The organism is Brevundimonas sp. DC300-4, assembly GCF_049897365.1.
Lineage (GTDB): Bacteria > Pseudomonadota > Alphaproteobacteria > Caulobacterales > Caulobacteraceae > Brevundimonas.
This window is the reverse complement of the sequence record NZ_JAFCWC010000025.1, coordinates 1-14,264: the sequence shown is the minus strand read 5'-3', so window position 1 is coordinate 14,264 and position 14,264 is coordinate 1. Positions and strand designations below refer to the sequence as shown.

14 protein-coding genes are annotated in these 14,264 nt (G+C 65.6%); 7 read left to right on the top strand and 7 right to left on the bottom strand.

The genetic code is table 11. From position 1 onward, the window contains the following. Positions 1 to 117, bottom strand: a 117-nt coding sequence (locus tag ACP7AZ_RS17390) for a hypothetical protein (protein ID WP_426039459.1), incomplete at its 3' end; no start/stop codon positions are given. A gap of 140 nt (positions 118 to 257) precedes the next feature. Between ACP7AZ_RS17390 and ACP7AZ_RS17385 the strand changes: the two genes are divergently transcribed. Beyond that, positions 258 to 1,883 carry a flavin-containing monooxygenase gene (locus tag ACP7AZ_RS17385; RefSeq protein WP_426039914.1) on the top strand — a complete coding sequence of 542 codons (1,626 nt, stop codon included), beginning with the start codon at positions 258 to 260 and terminating at the stop codon, positions 1,881 to 1,883. Beyond that, on the top strand, positions 1,870 to 2,763 hold the full coding sequence (locus ACP7AZ_RS17380; protein WP_426039913.1) for an alpha/beta hydrolase: 894 nt from the start codon (positions 1,870 to 1,872) through the stop codon (positions 2,761 to 2,763). The genes ACP7AZ_RS17385 and ACP7AZ_RS17380 overlap by 14 nt, the downstream gene beginning before the upstream one ends. A 6-nt stretch (positions 2,764 to 2,769) precedes the next feature. On the opposite strand, the gene ACP7AZ_RS17375 is transcribed toward ACP7AZ_RS17380, so the two are convergent. From ACP7AZ_RS17375 to ACP7AZ_RS17355, 5 genes are read right to left on the bottom strand one after another with little or no spacing between them, the layout of a single operon-like run. Continuing rightward, on the bottom strand, positions 2,770 to 3,555 hold the full coding sequence (locus ACP7AZ_RS17375; protein WP_426039912.1) for an enoyl-CoA hydratase/isomerase family protein: 786 nt from the start codon (positions 3,553 to 3,555) through the stop codon (positions 2,770 to 2,772). After that, positions 3,552 to 4,742: a lipid-transfer protein gene (locus ACP7AZ_RS17370; RefSeq protein ID WP_426039911.1), complete on the bottom strand. Its 1,191-nt coding sequence runs from the start codon at positions 4,740 to 4,742 to the stop codon at positions 3,552 to 3,554. The genes ACP7AZ_RS17375 and ACP7AZ_RS17370 overlap by 4 nt, the downstream gene beginning before the upstream one ends. After that, positions 4,739 to 5,170, bottom strand: coding sequence for a Zn-ribbon domain-containing OB-fold protein (locus ACP7AZ_RS17365; RefSeq protein ID WP_426039910.1), 432 nt, complete (start codon positions 5,168 to 5,170; stop codon positions 4,739 to 4,741). The genes ACP7AZ_RS17370 and ACP7AZ_RS17365 overlap by 4 nt, the downstream gene beginning before the upstream one ends. A gap of 11 nt (positions 5,171 to 5,181) precedes the next feature. Then, the gene (locus ACP7AZ_RS17360) at positions 5,182 to 5,730 is read right to left on the bottom strand and encodes a MaoC family dehydratase (RefSeq protein WP_426039909.1); all 549 of its coding nucleotides are present in this window, start codon (positions 5,728 to 5,730) and stop codon (positions 5,182 to 5,184) included. Positions 5,731 to 5,757: 27 nt separating this feature from the next. After that, positions 5,758 to 6,222 (bottom strand): MaoC family dehydratase, encoded by a 465-nt coding sequence (locus ACP7AZ_RS17355; protein WP_426039908.1) that lies wholly within the window; start codon positions 6,220 to 6,222, stop codon positions 5,758 to 5,760. 209 nt (positions 6,223 to 6,431) lie between these two features. On the opposite strand from ACP7AZ_RS17355, the gene ACP7AZ_RS17350 reads away from it, so the two are divergent. The 5 genes from ACP7AZ_RS17350 to ACP7AZ_RS17330 are packed head-to-tail and all read left to right on the top strand — an operon-like array spanning position 6,432 to position 13,493. Next, positions 6,432 to 8,912, top strand: a complete 2,481-nt coding sequence (locus ACP7AZ_RS17350) for a TonB-dependent receptor (protein WP_426039907.1) — start codon at positions 6,432 to 6,434, stop codon at positions 8,910 to 8,912. Beyond that, positions 8,912 to 10,285 carry a spinster family MFS transporter gene (locus ACP7AZ_RS17345; protein ID WP_426039906.1) on the top strand — a complete coding sequence of 458 codons (1,374 nt, stop codon included), beginning with the start codon at positions 8,912 to 8,914 and terminating at the stop codon, positions 10,283 to 10,285. Before ACP7AZ_RS17350 ends, ACP7AZ_RS17345 begins: the two co-directional genes overlap by 1 nt. A gap of 2 nt (positions 10,286 to 10,287) precedes the next feature. After that, on the top strand, positions 10,288 to 12,021 hold the full coding sequence (locus ACP7AZ_RS17340; protein ID WP_426039905.1) for a class I adenylate-forming enzyme family protein: 1,734 nt from the start codon (positions 10,288 to 10,290) through the stop codon (positions 12,019 to 12,021). After that, the gene (gene fabG / locus ACP7AZ_RS17335) at positions 12,018 to 12,776 is read left to right on the top strand and encodes a 3-oxoacyl-ACP reductase FabG (protein ID WP_426039904.1); all 759 of its coding nucleotides are present in this window, start codon (positions 12,018 to 12,020) and stop codon (positions 12,774 to 12,776) included. The genes ACP7AZ_RS17340 and fabG overlap by 4 nt, the downstream gene beginning before the upstream one ends. Positions 12,777 to 12,827: 51 nt before the next feature. Further along, complete coding sequence (locus ACP7AZ_RS17330; RefSeq protein ID WP_426039903.1) at positions 12,828 to 13,493, top strand: TetR/AcrR family transcriptional regulator; 666 nt, start codon at positions 12,828 to 12,830, stop codon at positions 13,491 to 13,493. A 168-nt stretch (positions 13,494 to 13,661) separates the two neighbouring features. Here ACP7AZ_RS17330 and ACP7AZ_RS17325 read toward each other — a convergent pair. Beyond that, positions 13,662 to 14,264, bottom strand: a 603-nt coding sequence (locus tag ACP7AZ_RS17325) for an IS6 family transposase (protein WP_426039902.1), incomplete at its 5' end; no start/stop codon positions are given.

Below are 14,264 nucleotides of genomic sequence, written 5' to 3'. Positions count from 1 at the left end.
CGAGGCCAGCTGCACCCGGGCCTGGACCTCGCCGGTGTTGGGGTTGAACACATCGGCGAACCGGCCCGAGGCGCCGGTGAAGGACGCGCCGTCGATGAAATGGTTGATGTCGCGCATGGGCATCCTCTGACGCTTGAGCCGCGATCTGTCATGGGACCGCGCCATTCCGTTCCGTCCTAACCAAGGTGGGCATCGTTATCAACACCATCGTTGACGAACATTTGGCATCGTGGCAACTTTGGAGAATGGAGAGCGCCATGGTTGAAACAGTTCAAATCGACATCGTCGTGATCGGGGCCGGACTGGCTGGCCTCCGTGCCCTCCACACCTTCCGGGCACAGGGGTTCGGGGTTCAGGTGCTGGAGGCATCGGACGAGGTCGGCGGCGTCTGGAATTTCAATCGCTATCCGGGTGCACGCTGCGACGTCGAAAGCTTCGACTATTCCTACCGCTTCTCCGAAGACCTGGAGCAGGAATGGCGATGGAGCGAACGTTACGCCAAGCAGCCTGAAATCCTGCGCTATATCAATCATGTCGCCGACCGCTTCGACCTGAAGCGTGACATCAGCCTGAACACACGCGTGCGGCGTGCCGAGCTTGAGGCCACCACGGGCCGCTGGCTGATCGAGGCGGAAGACGGGCGGCGCTGGTCCGCTCAGCGCTTCGTCATGGCCGTCGGCCAGCTGTCCACTCCCAAGGCGACGACCTATCCTGGACAGGAGACGTTCGAGGGCCAGGTCCTGTATAGCGCCCGCTGGCCGCGCGATCCGGTCGACCTGCAGGGCAAGCGGGTCGCCATCATCGGCACTGGCTCATCCGGCGTGCAGATGACGCCGATAATCGCGGCCCAGGCCGAGCACCTGACGGTGTTCCAGCGAACAGCGAACTATTCCATCCCCGCCGCCAATGCGCCTGTCTCGGACGAGGAGGATGCGGCGGTGAAGGCGAACTATCGCATCCGCCGCGAGGCCGCGCGGAACTCCCCAAGCGGCCTGGGTTTCGCCCCCGATCCCCGTTCGGCTGCAGAGGTCGAGCCCGAAGAGCGCGAGCAGATTTTCGAGGCGGCCTGGAACCGGCTGGGGTTCGGCTTTTCCCTCGCGTTCAAGGACATCCTGCTCAATCAGACAGCCAACGACATCACCTCGGCCTTCGTCCAGAAAAAGATCGGCGAACAGATTGAAGACCCCGTCCTGAGGGACAAGCTGGTGCCCAAGGGGTTCCCGTTCGGGACTCGCAGACCCTCTGTCGACGGCGGATATTTCGCCACCTTCAACCGCCAGAATGTCTCCCTGGTCGACATTACGGAGACGCCGATCCAGACCTTCACGTCTACCGGAATTCGAACAAGTGCACAGGACCTGGCCTTCGACGTAGTGATCTATGCGACCGGCTTCGATGTCTTCACCGGCTCCATCCTGAAGATCGACATTGTCGGCCGTGACGGCCGGACGCTGCAGGACGCCTGGGCCGGCGGTCCGGCCAGCTATCTGGGCATCGGCGTCCACGGCTTTCCCAACCTGTTCTTTATCGGCGGACCCGGCAGCCCGTCCCTGCTGAGCAACGTCATCCTGTCCAGTGAGGAACAGATCGATTGGCTGGCGGCCCTGTTCGACACGGCGCGAGCGCATGGCGTATCGGAGATCGAGGCGACGCAGGCGGCCCAGGCGGACTGGGTGGACCACGTCAACGCCCGCGCGCATGAGACCCTCTACATGAAGACGCCATCCTACTACGTCGGGGCCGAGATGCCGGGGAAGCCCCGCGTCTTCATGCCCTACTCCGGGGGTGTCCGGGGCTATCGCCGCATCCTCGAAAAGGCGGCGGCGAAAGGCTACGACGGGTTCGATCTTCGGGGCGGCGAGGCGATGCGTGCCGCCTCCTGACGGGTCGCTGGATCCCGACCTCGCCACGTGGCTCGCGGATCCGCGCATCGCCCTGAGCGTGCCCACGGATCTGACGGCCTTTCGGGCCGGAGCCAACGGCTATCTCGCTCGTGCGCCCAGACCGGACATCCACGCCGTCGAGGACGTGGAGATCACCGGCCCGGGCGGCCCTCTGGCTCTACGTGTCTACCGGCCAGCGGCCGGGCCAGATCGGGCGATCGTGGTCTTCCTGCATGGCGGAGCCTTCGTTTTCGGAAACCTCGAAACCCACGACGCCGTGTGCCGACGCCTTGCCTTGAGCAGCGGCCTCACTCTGGTCGCGGTCGATTACCGGCTGGCCCCCGAGCATCCCTACCCTGCGGGCATGGACGACGCGGTCGCCGCCCTGGACTGGGTCAGATCGCGTTTTGCCGGCCTCCCCGTCGAGTTGGCGGGAGACAGCGCAGGAGCCTGGCTGGCCGTGGCGACCGCACTGATGTCGGCGGCCGTCGGACAGCCGGTCAGGGGTCTCGCCTTGCTCTATCCGGCGGTAGACCCTGGCTGCGCCAGCGCATCTCAGTTGGCTCTTGGGCGAGACCACATGCTGACGCGGACGTTCATGCTGTGGGCATGGCAGGCCTATGCCAGGGACGGCATGGTCGACCTGATGGGTTGTGACCTGTCAGCGCTGCCGTCCACCACGGTCATTACGGCTGGCTTCGATCCCCTGCGGGACGAGGGGCAGGCTCTGGTCGAGCGGGCACGGGCGGCGGGCGTCGAGGTCAGGGCCCACCACTATCCGGACATGATCCACGGGTTTGCCGGCCTGCCCCAGGGGAGCAAACGGAGCGACGACGCCGTCGCGCGGCTGGCGGAAGGCCTTATCGCTGCCCTGGTCTGAGCGGGGTCAGAGGCCCCTGAAGTCAGGCGGACGACGGGCAACAAAGGCAGCGATACCCTCCCGGCCCTCGGGCAGGCCGACAGCCTCGGCAATGCCTTGCGCCTCCAGTTCCAACTGCGTCTCCAGCCCATTGGACAGGGCCTGATGCAACAGAGCCCGCGTGCGGGCGAAGGCGCGGCGCGGACCTTGGGCGAGCGTCCCGGCGAGGGTGAAGGCCTCGTCCTGCAAGACCTCGTCGTCGATCGCCCGGGTGATCAGGCCGATCCGCTCAGCCTCCACGGCATCGATCCGCGCGCCGGTCAGCGCCAGCCGTTGCGCCTGGCGGTATCCGACCAGCCGCGGCAGGAGCCAGGTCGCCCCGCCGTCGGGCGTCAGGCCGATCGCACCATAGGCCATGGCGAACTTCGCGGATCTGGCCGCCAGGGCGACATCGCCCAGGATGGCCAGGCCAAAGCCGGCGCCGGCCGCTGCACCGTTGATCGCCGTCACAAGAGGCTTGTCCATCCGCGCCAGTCGCGCGACCGCCATATGCAGGGACGCGGTCAGTCCTTGCACGAGAGCCGACGCACCCGGACCGGCGGCCGCGAAGGCCTTCACGTCGCCGCCAACGCAGAACGACCGGCCCTTTCCGGTCAGCAGCACAGCTCGCACGCCGTCGTCTGATGCGCAGGCCAGTGCGGCCTTCAGCAGGCTATCGGCCATCTCCTGGTCGATGGCATTGCCGGTGTCAGGGCGCGACAGAGTCAGGACCGCGACGCGATCCCGGACCTCGATCTGGACAGCCTCGCTCATCGTTTCAGGACAATGGAGCCGCCGTTGGCCCCCAGGCCGAGCACGGCGGACATGACGATGCGGGCCCCCTCGACCTGGCGTTCGCCCGCCTGTCCCTTCAGCTGCCAGGCCAGTTCGCAGACCTGCATCAGCGCCTGGGCCGTCGTCGCCTCGCCGAACGACAGGAAACCGCCGCTCGGATTGACCGGCAGGCGACCTCCGATCGTCATTTCCCCCGCCGTCAGCATTCGATCGCCTTCGCCAGGCGCAAAGAAGCCGAATAGTTCGGGCCAGGCGAGGATGTGCCAGGCGGTATTGTCCGCGATCTCGACCAGATCGACGTCCGCAGCCCCGATACCGGCCAGATCCCAGGCCCGATGTACGGCCGTGACCACCTCGCTGGTATGCGGCACGCCGGGGCGCGGCGTCGATCCGACGGTCGGGATGCGAGCGGCCGGGTCGCCGAACCGGCCCGTGGCGATGGCGCTGGCGGCGACCTGGATCATCGGCCCACCCGCCCGGCGGGCCTGGTCCTCGGACCCCAGGATGACGGCCGCAGCCCCGTCGCTGACGGCGCAGATTTCTAGCAGATGCAAGGGATCACTCACCATCGGAGAGGCTAGGACCTCGTCCACCGTGGAGGGGGTGCGAAACCGGGCATTGGGGTTCATCGCGCCATGACGCCGCATCATCACCGAGGCGGCGGCGAAGGTTTCGGCGGTCGTGCCGTGATCGTGCATCCGGCGTTGGGCTTCCATCGCCCAATAGGCGGGATTGGTGGCCCCCATGGTCTTCCAGCGCAGGAAGTCGTGATCGGCCGGGTCGTCGGCCGAGCCCGGCGGTCGCGGGATGAAGCCCTTGGGCATCCGTTCGGCGCCCATGGCCGCGACAGTGTCGTACTGGCCGCTCGCGACGAGCATATGGGCGGTGTGGAATGCGACCGCCCCGGCCGCGCAGGCTCCGCCGACATTGATGCAGGCCAGGCCATGTTCCGAGACCGTCTGGACGAGTTCGTTGGCATGCAGGCCCCAGCCCATGCCCCCCTCGAACCGCGAACTGGCTGCGACCAGACCCTGCAGATCGCGCCATTGCAGGGACGCCTCGCCCAGGGCCGCCTTCATGGCGTGGATGGCCAGCTCGACCTGCGTCGTCCCGGGCCATTTCCCCCAGGGGTGGGCCCCCACGCCCAGAACATAGACCGGCCTCATGTATCGGCTCCGTCGTCGGGAACGAAGCTGTGGGTCATGACGGTCTGGGCCCCTTCCGCGTTCAAGGTCCGGGTCGAAAGCCGAAGCGGCATGCCGATTCGAACTTCTTCCAGTGGCGCTTCGACGATCCCCATGACCCGCAGGCCGTTTTCGACGTCCACAAGGCCAAGCACATACGGCTGCCAAGGCTCGATCGCGAAAAGCGGCGGCGGGCGATATCTCTGCACTGTGAAGCTGTAGAGCTGGCCACGCGCCATGATCCGCGCCGGGGCGACACCCTTACCCTCGCATTCCTGGTTTCGACAGCTGACGACCTGAGGATAGTACAGCGTCCCGCAATCCGCGCAGCGGGTACCGAGCAAGGCGGGCGCAGGCTGGTCCAGCGCCAAGGCTTGCGCGACGACGGCCGTGATGGCGGCTTCTTCCATTGCCCGCCCCTTCAGAGCGAGAGGATGTCGCGGGTTTCGCGGAAGTACAGCAGGCCGCTTTCGACGTCGGTGACCTCGACCCCATGGCGCACATAGCGCCGGCCCCGCTTCTCGAACTTGTCGATGGCCCGCGTGGTGATGCGTACGTTCGCCCCGACCGGAATCGGCGCGACAATCTCGGAGTCATGGTAGGTGTGAATGGAGCCGATCGAGAAGGGCCGTGTGGCGTCGAATTGCACCGACAGGACGAAGTGCGAGACCAGCAGAGGCGGCACGATCGCGCCGCCGAACGGCGACTGGCCCTCGATGTGCCAGCTGTTCATGCGCCAGCCCTCGTACCAGGGATTGAAGTCCTCGACGCCGTCGCAATACAGGATCACCAGCTCTGCAGAGAGGTGAAGGTCGCGCGACAGCTCGTCGCCGATCTCGACCATGTCCCAATAGGGACGGGCCTCGGACGCGAGGCCGTCGATGAACTCGCGGGTCTGGCGCGCCTGAAGCGGGCTCATGGGTTTCAGGGCGTCTGCGGCGGGCATCTGCCCATGCGTTTGGGAGGTCATACGGTCATTTCCTTGGACAGGCGGCGATCAGACGCCGACATCGACTTCGACCCAGCCGGCCGTCTTCTTCTCACCGGCCTCGTTCTCGGCCCAGACATCGACAATGAAGCGGTAGCCGCCGCCCTTGGGCTGCTTCTCGCGCACCACCCCCTGGGTCGAGATGATCTCGTCGGCAAAGGTCGACGCGACGTATTTGAGGACCACGCGCGAGCCCTTGAAGAAGGCGGCGCCGAAGTGGTTGACGCACATCTCGGCGATATAGGCCGACGACATCTCCCCGGTCTGGATCGGCGCCTTCAGCCCGGTCGCAGCCGCATAGACCGGGTCCCAATGGTTCGGATTGAACCGGCCCCATAGACGCGATCCCATCAGCTGGATCGCGGCCTTCTTGCGAAGGCTCTGCAAGCGATATCCGACCGGCGTCGCCGGCGTGATCGCCAGATCGAGCGGTAGTGACGTTCCAGTGCCATCCATGGCCAACCCTACTCCCATGCCTGCGACTCTGATGGTCGCCAAGGGGAGCACGAACCGCAAGCCGCGACCCGACCAGCCCCCATCGTGATTGCACTATCAACGCTGTCGTTGATTTTTGTCAACACTGGTATTGACAGATCGAACGGCAACAGTCTTTCTGAGGCTGTCGCAAGGACTCGCACCAGACGAGCGAAAGGCGGCAGGGATTGGAAAGTCAGGGGAGAGCCATGGCTGTATCTACGAAATCGCTGTTGATGGCGGGTAGCGCCGCAGCCTTGCTGATGGTCGCTTCAGGACCTGCGTTCGCACAATCGGCCGGAACACAGAGCGCCACGGCGCAGGAAGACACTTCGTCGGTCGACGACATCGTCGTCACCGCGCGACGCCGGTCAGAGACCCTGATCAGTGTGCCGGTCGTGGTGAACGTGGTCACAGCCGAAACGCTCGAGCGGAACCGCGCCGACGACCTGTCGCGCATCGGCGAGCTGACACCGACCGTCGTCGTCGGCGCCTACAAGTCGAACGGCGGCGGTTCGATCGCCATTCGTGGCATCAGTTCACCCGCCAACCAGACCGGGTTCGAACAGGCCGTGTCGGTCGCTATCGACGGCGTCCAGACCAGCGACGGCCGTATCACCCAGATGGGTTTCTTCGATCTTCAGCAGGTTGAAGTCCTGAAGGGACCCCAGGCTCTGTTCTTCGGCAAGAACAGCCCGGCAGGTGTCATCTCGATCAAGTCCGCCGATCCGACCGACCAGTTCGAGGCGGGCTTCCGCGCAGGCTACGAATTCGAGGGCGATGAGGCCACGATCGACGGCTACGTGTCCGGGCCCCTGGCGGAGGGGCTGAATGCCCGTCTGGCCCTACGCTATCGTAACCTGGACGGCTGGCTGTCCAACACCGCGCAGTCGATCGCCAACCCCTTCTACTCAGCAATCAGCGGCGCGCCTGCCGGTGCCGCCACCCTGCCCGGCGTGTCGGACAGTCGGCCGGGCGACGAGGAAATCCTCGGCCGCCTGACGCTGACGGCCGAGATCGCTCCCACCATCACCGGGCGGCTGAAACTGTTCATGGGCCACAACGAGGACGCGGGCCCCGGCGTCGCGACCCAGAACATCGGGTCGTGCACCGGCGGCTCCAACCCACGGGTCTATGGCATCGCCGACCCGTTCGCGGACTGTGTCGCGGACAACCGGACGACCAGCGGCGACCTGCCCGACGCGATCGCGAGAACGATGCGCGGCTATCGCGGCAACAACAGAGCCTACGGCGAGCTGGACGTGTTCACCGGCGTGCTGGATTTCGACTGGGCCCTGACCGACACGCTGAACCTGTCGTCCACCACCGGCTACAACTCGACCCAGTATGAATTCCTGTCCGGCCTGGACCAGACGACCTATTCTCAGCTGGCCTTCTACAATCGACAGACCAACCAGGAGATCAGCCAGGAATTCCGCCTGAGCAGTGACTACGCGGGCCCGCTGAACTTCATGCTGGGCGCCTTCTTCCAGGCGACAGACCTGTTCACGACCAACGACACCAAGCTGCGCGACAGCAACTACCAGGCCGCGTCCGGCCGGTTCTCCACCTATGAGGACTATGCAAAACAGAGCGGCGAAACCCAGTCGGTCTTCGGTCAGCTGATCTACGACCTCAGCGACACCATAGAGATCGCAGGAGGGGTGCGCTGGACACGCGAATCCAAGGATTTTGCGAAGAGGAACCTGTACGGCATCGGCACCTTCGCGACCCAGAACACCAACTATGCCGGGTCGACCATTGTCGGCGAAATCCAGGGTCAGTTCGAGGACGACAATCTTTCACCGGAAGCCACCATCACCTGGCGTCCCGATAGCAATCATACGGTCTTCGTGGCCTACAAGACGGGCTACAAGTCCGGCGGGTTTGGTCTGACCAGCCCGCTGCAGACCGGGACGGTGATCGGCGACATCAACTTCGGTTCCGAGTCCGCCAGCGGGTTCGAGGCCGGGGCCAAGGGCATATTCGCCGACGGTCGCCTGCGCGCCAACATCGCAGCCTTCGCCTACCGCTTTGAAGACCTGCAGGTGAACACCTACGATCCGGCGCGGATTGCCTACACCATCAACAATGCCGGTGAGGTCCAGCAGCGCGGGTTCGAGGCCGACGGCGTCTGGCAGGCCACAGATGCCCTGTCGCTGCGCGGGGCGATCGCCTACGTTGATGCACAGTTCAACGACTTCGTGGGGCAGTGCTACTCCTACGCCTTCCCGACCGGCACGGTGCGGGCGACGGCGGTGGCTCCGACGAACTGCTCGTTCGTCAACACGACGGCCCTGACCCTGCAACAGGACTTCGATGGTCGCGCACCCGCCCGCGCGCCCCAGTGGTCGGGAAGCGCAGGCTTCACCTATGAAACCCAGATCGCCGGGTTCGGCGTGGCCCTGACCGGCGACGGCTTCTACAGCGACAGCTACTATGCGGCGGAAACCATGGCTCCCGCCACACTGCAGGAGGCCTTCTGGCGCTACAACGCCGGGGTGACGGTAACGTCGCCGGACGGGCGCTATACCGCGCAACTGATCGGGCGCAACCTCTCGGACGAGAACTACATCCTCTATGCGGCGGACCGGACGGGCGGAGCCAGCGTGCCCGGCGCGATCGGCGAGCAGCGAGGCGTCGTTGCGCGGGGCCGCGAAGTGGCGCTCCAGTTCTCGGCCAAGTTCTGATGACAGACACGACCCAGGCCGCCGGATCGAAAGATCCGGCGGTTTCGTCGTCAAGAGCCCCGCCCGCCACCGGCTATGCCTGGTACACGGCTGCGGTTCTGACGGTCTGCTACACCCTGTCCTTCATCGACCGCCAAATCCTCAGCCTGCTGGTCGGTCCGATCAAGGCCGAGTTCGCGGTGTCGGACACTCAGGTCGGCCTTCTGGGCGGGCTGGCCTTCTCGCTGTTCTACACCATCGTCAGCCTGCCGGCGGGACGGCTGGTCGATCGGCTGAATCGTCGAAACATCATCGCCGCGGGCGTCTTCTTCTGGAGCCTGATGACCGCAGCCTGTTCGGTGGCTATGGGGTATCCCGGGCTGTTCCTGGCCCGCATGGGCGTGGGTGTAGGCGAAGCCACCCTGGCGCCCGCCGCCGTTTCCATGATCTCGGACACCTTCCCGAACGAGAAACTGGGCGCAGCCATGAGCCTTTATGGCGTCGGCATCTATCTGGGTTCGGGCCTGGCGCTGCTGGTCGGGGGACTGGTGGTGCAGCTGGTCACCCAGACCGCGACCCTGACCCTGCCGATCTTCGGCGAGATCGCCTCATGGCGCGCGACCTTCCTGGTCACCGGCATCCCCGGTCTGCTGGTCGCCCTGTGGGTCCTGACACTGCGCGAGCCCGCCCGACGCAAGGTCATCGTCGCCGCCGACGGAGCCGTCGCACGCCTGACGATCCGCGAGACGCTCGCCGAGATCGCCAAGCGCCGCGTGGCTGTCGCCTCGATCGCACTCGGCCTGATGTTCCAGGCCGTCGCCCTCTATGCCTTCATGCTGTGGTCGCCCGGCGTTCTGCAGCGCTCGTTCGACTGGACGCCGCAACAGACCGGTCTGGTCATGGGTCTGGTCGTGCTGATCGGGGGCAGCTTCGGCATGCTGATGGGCGGACGCCTCAGCGATAGCGGCCTGGTCGCGGGTCGCCGCGACGCCGCGCTTCGCATCGCCACGGTCAGTTCCATCCTTGGCACCCTCGCCTTCGGAGCCTTGATCTGGGCCCAGGGCTTTTCAGCCACCGCCACGGTCGCGGTCTTCGCGGTCGGGGTCGTCCTTCTGGCCATGCCGGCAGGCAGTTGTTACGCGGCCTCGCAGATGGTCCTGCCCAACCAGGTCAGAGGCCAGGCCCTCGCGCTGATCCTGTTCGTCGCAAACCTGGGCGGGTTGACCATGGGGCCGCTACTGCCCGGACTGCTGAACGACTTCGTGTTCCGCTCGGAAAGCGCGCTCGGGTTGTCGCTCGGCATCACCCTGTCGATCTCGACCTTACTCGCGGCGCTGGCGTTCGGATGGGGACGGGCCGACTATCGCAGGCACCACGAGATCCTGAACCCCTGACCATGGCTTTTGAGAGCGTCAACGAGCCGATCATGCCTGCTAGAGCGTCCCATCCTTCCGTCGCCGAACGTCAGGCCGCCACGGCTCGGCGCTTCGATCCCTGGCAACCGCGCACCCTCTACGGAATGCTGACCCATGCGGCGGGGATGCATCCGGACCGACCTTATCTGATCACGGACGCCCGGACCTGGACCTATCGCCAGATGGCCGACTGGGCCGCAGCGGTCGCCGGAGGGCTGGTTACCGCGGGGGTCCGGCCGGGCGAGCACGTTGCCCTGGTCATGGCCAACTACCCCGCCTTCGCCGCCCTGAAGTTCGCGATCGCGGCGATCGGTGCCGTGGCCGTTCCGGTCAACATCCTCAACCGCCGGGACGAACTGGCCTATGTGCTGCGCCAGTCGCGGGCCGTCATGCTGGTCACGATGGACCGGTTTCGTGACCTCGATTACCTGGAGATGCTGGACGAGATCGCCCCGGGTTGGGAGATCGACGGAGGCGGCACGGCTCAGCCCGACCTGCGCTCGGTCACGGTCTTCGAGGCCGAAGGCGGCGGGCGGGCCGGAGCGACCACGTTCGAAAACCTCCACGACGGTGCGGGCGCGCTTCCCGAGGTCGACCCGGCGGCCCCCGCAGACATCATCTACACCTCGGGCACGACCGGTTCGCCCAAGGGCGTGGTGCTGACCCATGACATGCTGCTGCGCGCGGCCTTCGGCAGTGCCTATGCGCGTGCGTTCGAGGACGGAAGACGTATCCATTTCAGCCTGCCGATGAACCATGTGTACGGCTATGTCGAAGGCCTGCTCGCGGCCCTGTTCGTCGGCGGGGCGATCGTGCCGCACCTGAAGTTCGATCCGCGCGAAACGCTGCGGGCCGTCGAGCGCCACAGGGTGACCGACCTGCTGTTGATCCCGACGATGACACTGGCCGTCCTGGATACCCTGGCCGACACACCGGTCGATACGGCGTCGCTCAAAGGGATGCTGTCCTCGGGCGGGCGCACCCCGCCCGGTCTGTGGGATCGTATTCTGGCGACCTTCGACGGCATCGAGATCACCACCGGCTATGGCATGAGCGAATGCACGGCCTCGACCACGGTGACCCGGCCGGACGATCCAGCCGACCGCCTGAAGACCACCAACGGTCGCCTGCGCGACGTCGGGCCGGCGGGCGATCCGGCCATCGGCAACCGCATCGTCGACTATCGCGTGGTCGACCCACAGTCCGGCGCGGTGCTGGCCCCCGGTGAGGTCGGCGAGCTGATGGCCAGAGGCCCCGGCGTCACCGCGGGTTATTTCGACAAGCCCGAGTCGACCGCAGAATCCTTCGACGCCGACGGCTGGCTGCACACCGGCGACCTCGGCCGGATCGATGCGGACGGCTATCTGAGCCTGGTCGGGCGGGTTAAGGAAAGCTACCGCTGCGGCGGCGAACAGGTCACGCCCTCCGAGATCGAGGACGTGCTGATGGGCCACCCGTCCGTCTTGCAGGCTCACGTCGCCCCCGTGCAAGATGACCGCATGGGCGAGATCGGCATTGCCTTCATCGTGACGCGCCCGGGATACGTGCTGGAGCCTCAGGCCCTAATCGACTGGTGCGCCGAACGGCTCGCACGCTTCAAGGTGCCGCGCCATGTCCTGCCGATCAAGGTGGAAGAGGTGCCGCTCACGCCGTCGGGGCGACCGCGCAAATTCCTGCTGTCGCGCATGGCCATCGAACGTCTGGGCCTGTCATGAGCGAACCCTCCCGCGTCGCCCTAGTGACCGGAGCCGCGCGCGGCATCGGCGCCGCCATCGCCGAACGCCTGGCCCGGGACGGCTGCGATGTCGCCGTAATGGACCTTCGGACGCAGGCCTGCGCTGACACCGTTCAGCGAATCCAGGCGCTAGGGCGTCGGGCCATCGCCGTGGCCGTCGATGTCTCCGACGAAGGTTCAGTCCAGGCCGCTGTCGAAGCGGCCGAAGCCGCGCTGGGACCGCCCGCCGTTCTGGTCAACAACGCCGGCGTCCTGCGCGAGAAGACCCTGGCCAAGATGACGCTCGATGACTGGCAGGTTGTACAGGATGTAAACCTGCGCGGGGCATTCCTGATGTGCCGCGCGGTCCAGCCCGCGATGCGCCGCCAAGGCCACGGACGGATCGTCAACCTCTCCAGCATTGCCGCCTTGGGCGCTTACGGACAGGCCAACTATGCCGCAGCCAAGGCTGGGCTGATCGGCCTGACCAAGACCTTGGCGCTGGAGATGGGCAAGTCAGGCATCACCGCCAACGTCGTCGCACCCGGCTTTGTCGTAACCCCGATGACCACTGCTGTCGCCGAACGGCTGGGGGTGACCTTCGAGGCGATGGTCGCAGATATCGTGCGCGATATCCCCGCCGGTCGCCCGGGCCAGCCCGACGACGTCGCCAATGCGGTCTCGTTCTTCGCCGATGTACGCTCAGGGTTTGTGTCAGGTCAGGTGCTGTTCGTGGCGGGCGGTCCACGCGGTTGATGACCTCACCTGTTTGGTCTTTCGGCCATCCCTCGCTAATCAGGCTCTGACATGAGTCCGACAAGCGACAAGACCAGCGGCATCGGCAAACGCCGGAAGGCGGCAAAGGAAGAAAGCTCCGACGCTTACAAGCGGCGTCGCCGCGAGATCGCTGAGGCAGCGGTTCGCGTCTTTGACCGCTTGGGTTTGCAGGGCGCGAGCATCAGCGCCGTGGCTGCCGAACTCGGCATCGATCGCGCTTCGGTCTATTACTACATCTCGTCCAAGGAAGAGTTGTTCGACGAGGTGCTGCGCGCCGTCGCGGAACGCAACTCCCAGATCGCCACCGATATCGCAGCGAGCCCACTGCCCGCTCCGGACAAGCTGTGGAACCTGATCGTCGCTATCATGGAATCCTATGGCGAGCACTATCCCCTCCTGTTCATCTATATCCGCGAGAACCTCAGCCGTGTGTCCGGCACCCGTTCAAAATGGTCCTCGGACATGCGCCAGGTGAACCGCATCATCGAGAACGCTTTCATCGAGATCATCGAAGAGGGCTATACCGACGGCACCTTGCGCGACGTCGGCCCCTCGCGCATCGTCGCTTACGGGATGTTGGGCGTCGTCGGCTGGACCCATCGCTGGTTCCGCCCCGAGACCTCGCATCAGACCGCCCGCGAAATCGGCGAAACCTATGCCAACATGATGGTTTCCGGGATGCGTGTGGCGCCGTAGGCTTATCAGTCGGCGCGGCGCTGTCAGGCTAACTGGGTCTGTCAGGGCAACTGAGCCAAGTTGAAACGTGCCCTACCCCGCCCAGTTTCAGACAACCGCAGCCGCCCAAGCGGCGGGCCTGACAGGTTAACTTTGCAAAGTCGAAAGCCCCCTAACCCCGCGGCCCGATCAGGCAACGGCGGCCGCCCAAGCCTCATCGGCTTCTGCGCGGAAGCAGCGAAGGGTTGGTCTGCTGATCAGATGACGCTGGATGTTGAAGGTGTTGTAGATCGCTGCGTGGGTGGTGAGGAATCTCTGGGCTGAGGCTTGGGATTTGAACCGCTTCTGCTGTCGTTCTCGTCGTCGGATCGGCAAGTGGGAGTTCTCTGCCCGATTGTTCTCGCGAAGCCGGCCCGGTCGATGGAGATGCCTCAAGTCCAGTTGGTCCAGAGCTGCGCCGTATGATGCCAGGCCGTCCGTTGTGATCGTGTGCGGCTCGACCGGCTGGTTGTGAAGGAGACGCGTGAGCAGCTTCAACGCAGCGTCCGTGTCCCGCCGGCGCTGGACCAGGAGGTCGAGGACCTCGCCTTCGTCGTCGACGGCGCGCCACAGATACATCCGCCTTCCGCCGATCGAACAGACCATCTCTTCCAGATGCCAGCGAGGCGATGGGGCTGGCCGACGGCGCTTCAGCCGCCTCGCGATCAGCGGTCCGAACTTGATCGTCCAGCAGCGGATCGTCTCATAGCTGACGTCGATCCCCCGTTGCGCCAGCAGCTCCTCGACGTCACG

What these genes read in the sequence shown, in the direction of transcription:
- ACP7AZ_RS17365 (WP_426039910.1), bottom strand. Translation starts at nt 5,170, where the DNA reads ATGGAAGAAGCCGCCATCACGGCCGTCGTCGCGCAAGCCTTGGCGCTG.
- ACP7AZ_RS17385 (WP_426039914.1), top strand. Translation starts at nt 258, where the DNA reads ATGGTTGAAACAGTTCAAATCGACATCGTCGTGATCGGGGCCGGACTG.
- ACP7AZ_RS17345 (WP_426039906.1), top strand. Translation starts at nt 8,912, where the DNA reads ATGACAGACACGACCCAGGCCGCCGGATCGAAAGATCCGGCGGTTTCG.
- ACP7AZ_RS17340 (WP_426039905.1), top strand. Translation starts at nt 10,288, where the DNA reads ATGGCTTTTGAGAGCGTCAACGAGCCGATCATGCCTGCTAGAGCGTCC.
- ACP7AZ_RS17360 (WP_426039909.1), bottom strand. Translation starts at nt 5,730, where the DNA reads ATGACCTCCCAAACGCATGGGCAGATGCCCGCCGCAGACGCCCTGAAA.
- ACP7AZ_RS17355 (WP_426039908.1), bottom strand. Translation starts at nt 6,222, where the DNA reads ATGGGAGTAGGGTTGGCCATGGATGGCACTGGAACGTCACTACCGCTC.
- ACP7AZ_RS17330 (WP_426039903.1), top strand. Translation starts at nt 12,828, where the DNA reads ATGAGTCCGACAAGCGACAAGACCAGCGGCATCGGCAAACGCCGGAAG.
- fabG (WP_426039904.1), top strand. Translation starts at nt 12,018, where the DNA reads ATGAGCGAACCCTCCCGCGTCGCCCTAGTGACCGGAGCCGCGCGCGGC.
- ACP7AZ_RS17375 (WP_426039912.1), bottom strand. Translation starts at nt 3,555, where the DNA reads ATGAGCGAGGCTGTCCAGATCGAGGTCCGGGATCGCGTCGCGGTCCTG.
- ACP7AZ_RS17370 (WP_426039911.1), bottom strand. Translation starts at nt 4,742, where the DNA reads ATGAGGCCGGTCTATGTTCTGGGCGTGGGGGCCCACCCCTGGGGGAAA.
- ACP7AZ_RS17350 (WP_426039907.1), top strand. Translation starts at nt 6,432, where the DNA reads ATGGCTGTATCTACGAAATCGCTGTTGATGGCGGGTAGCGCCGCAGCC.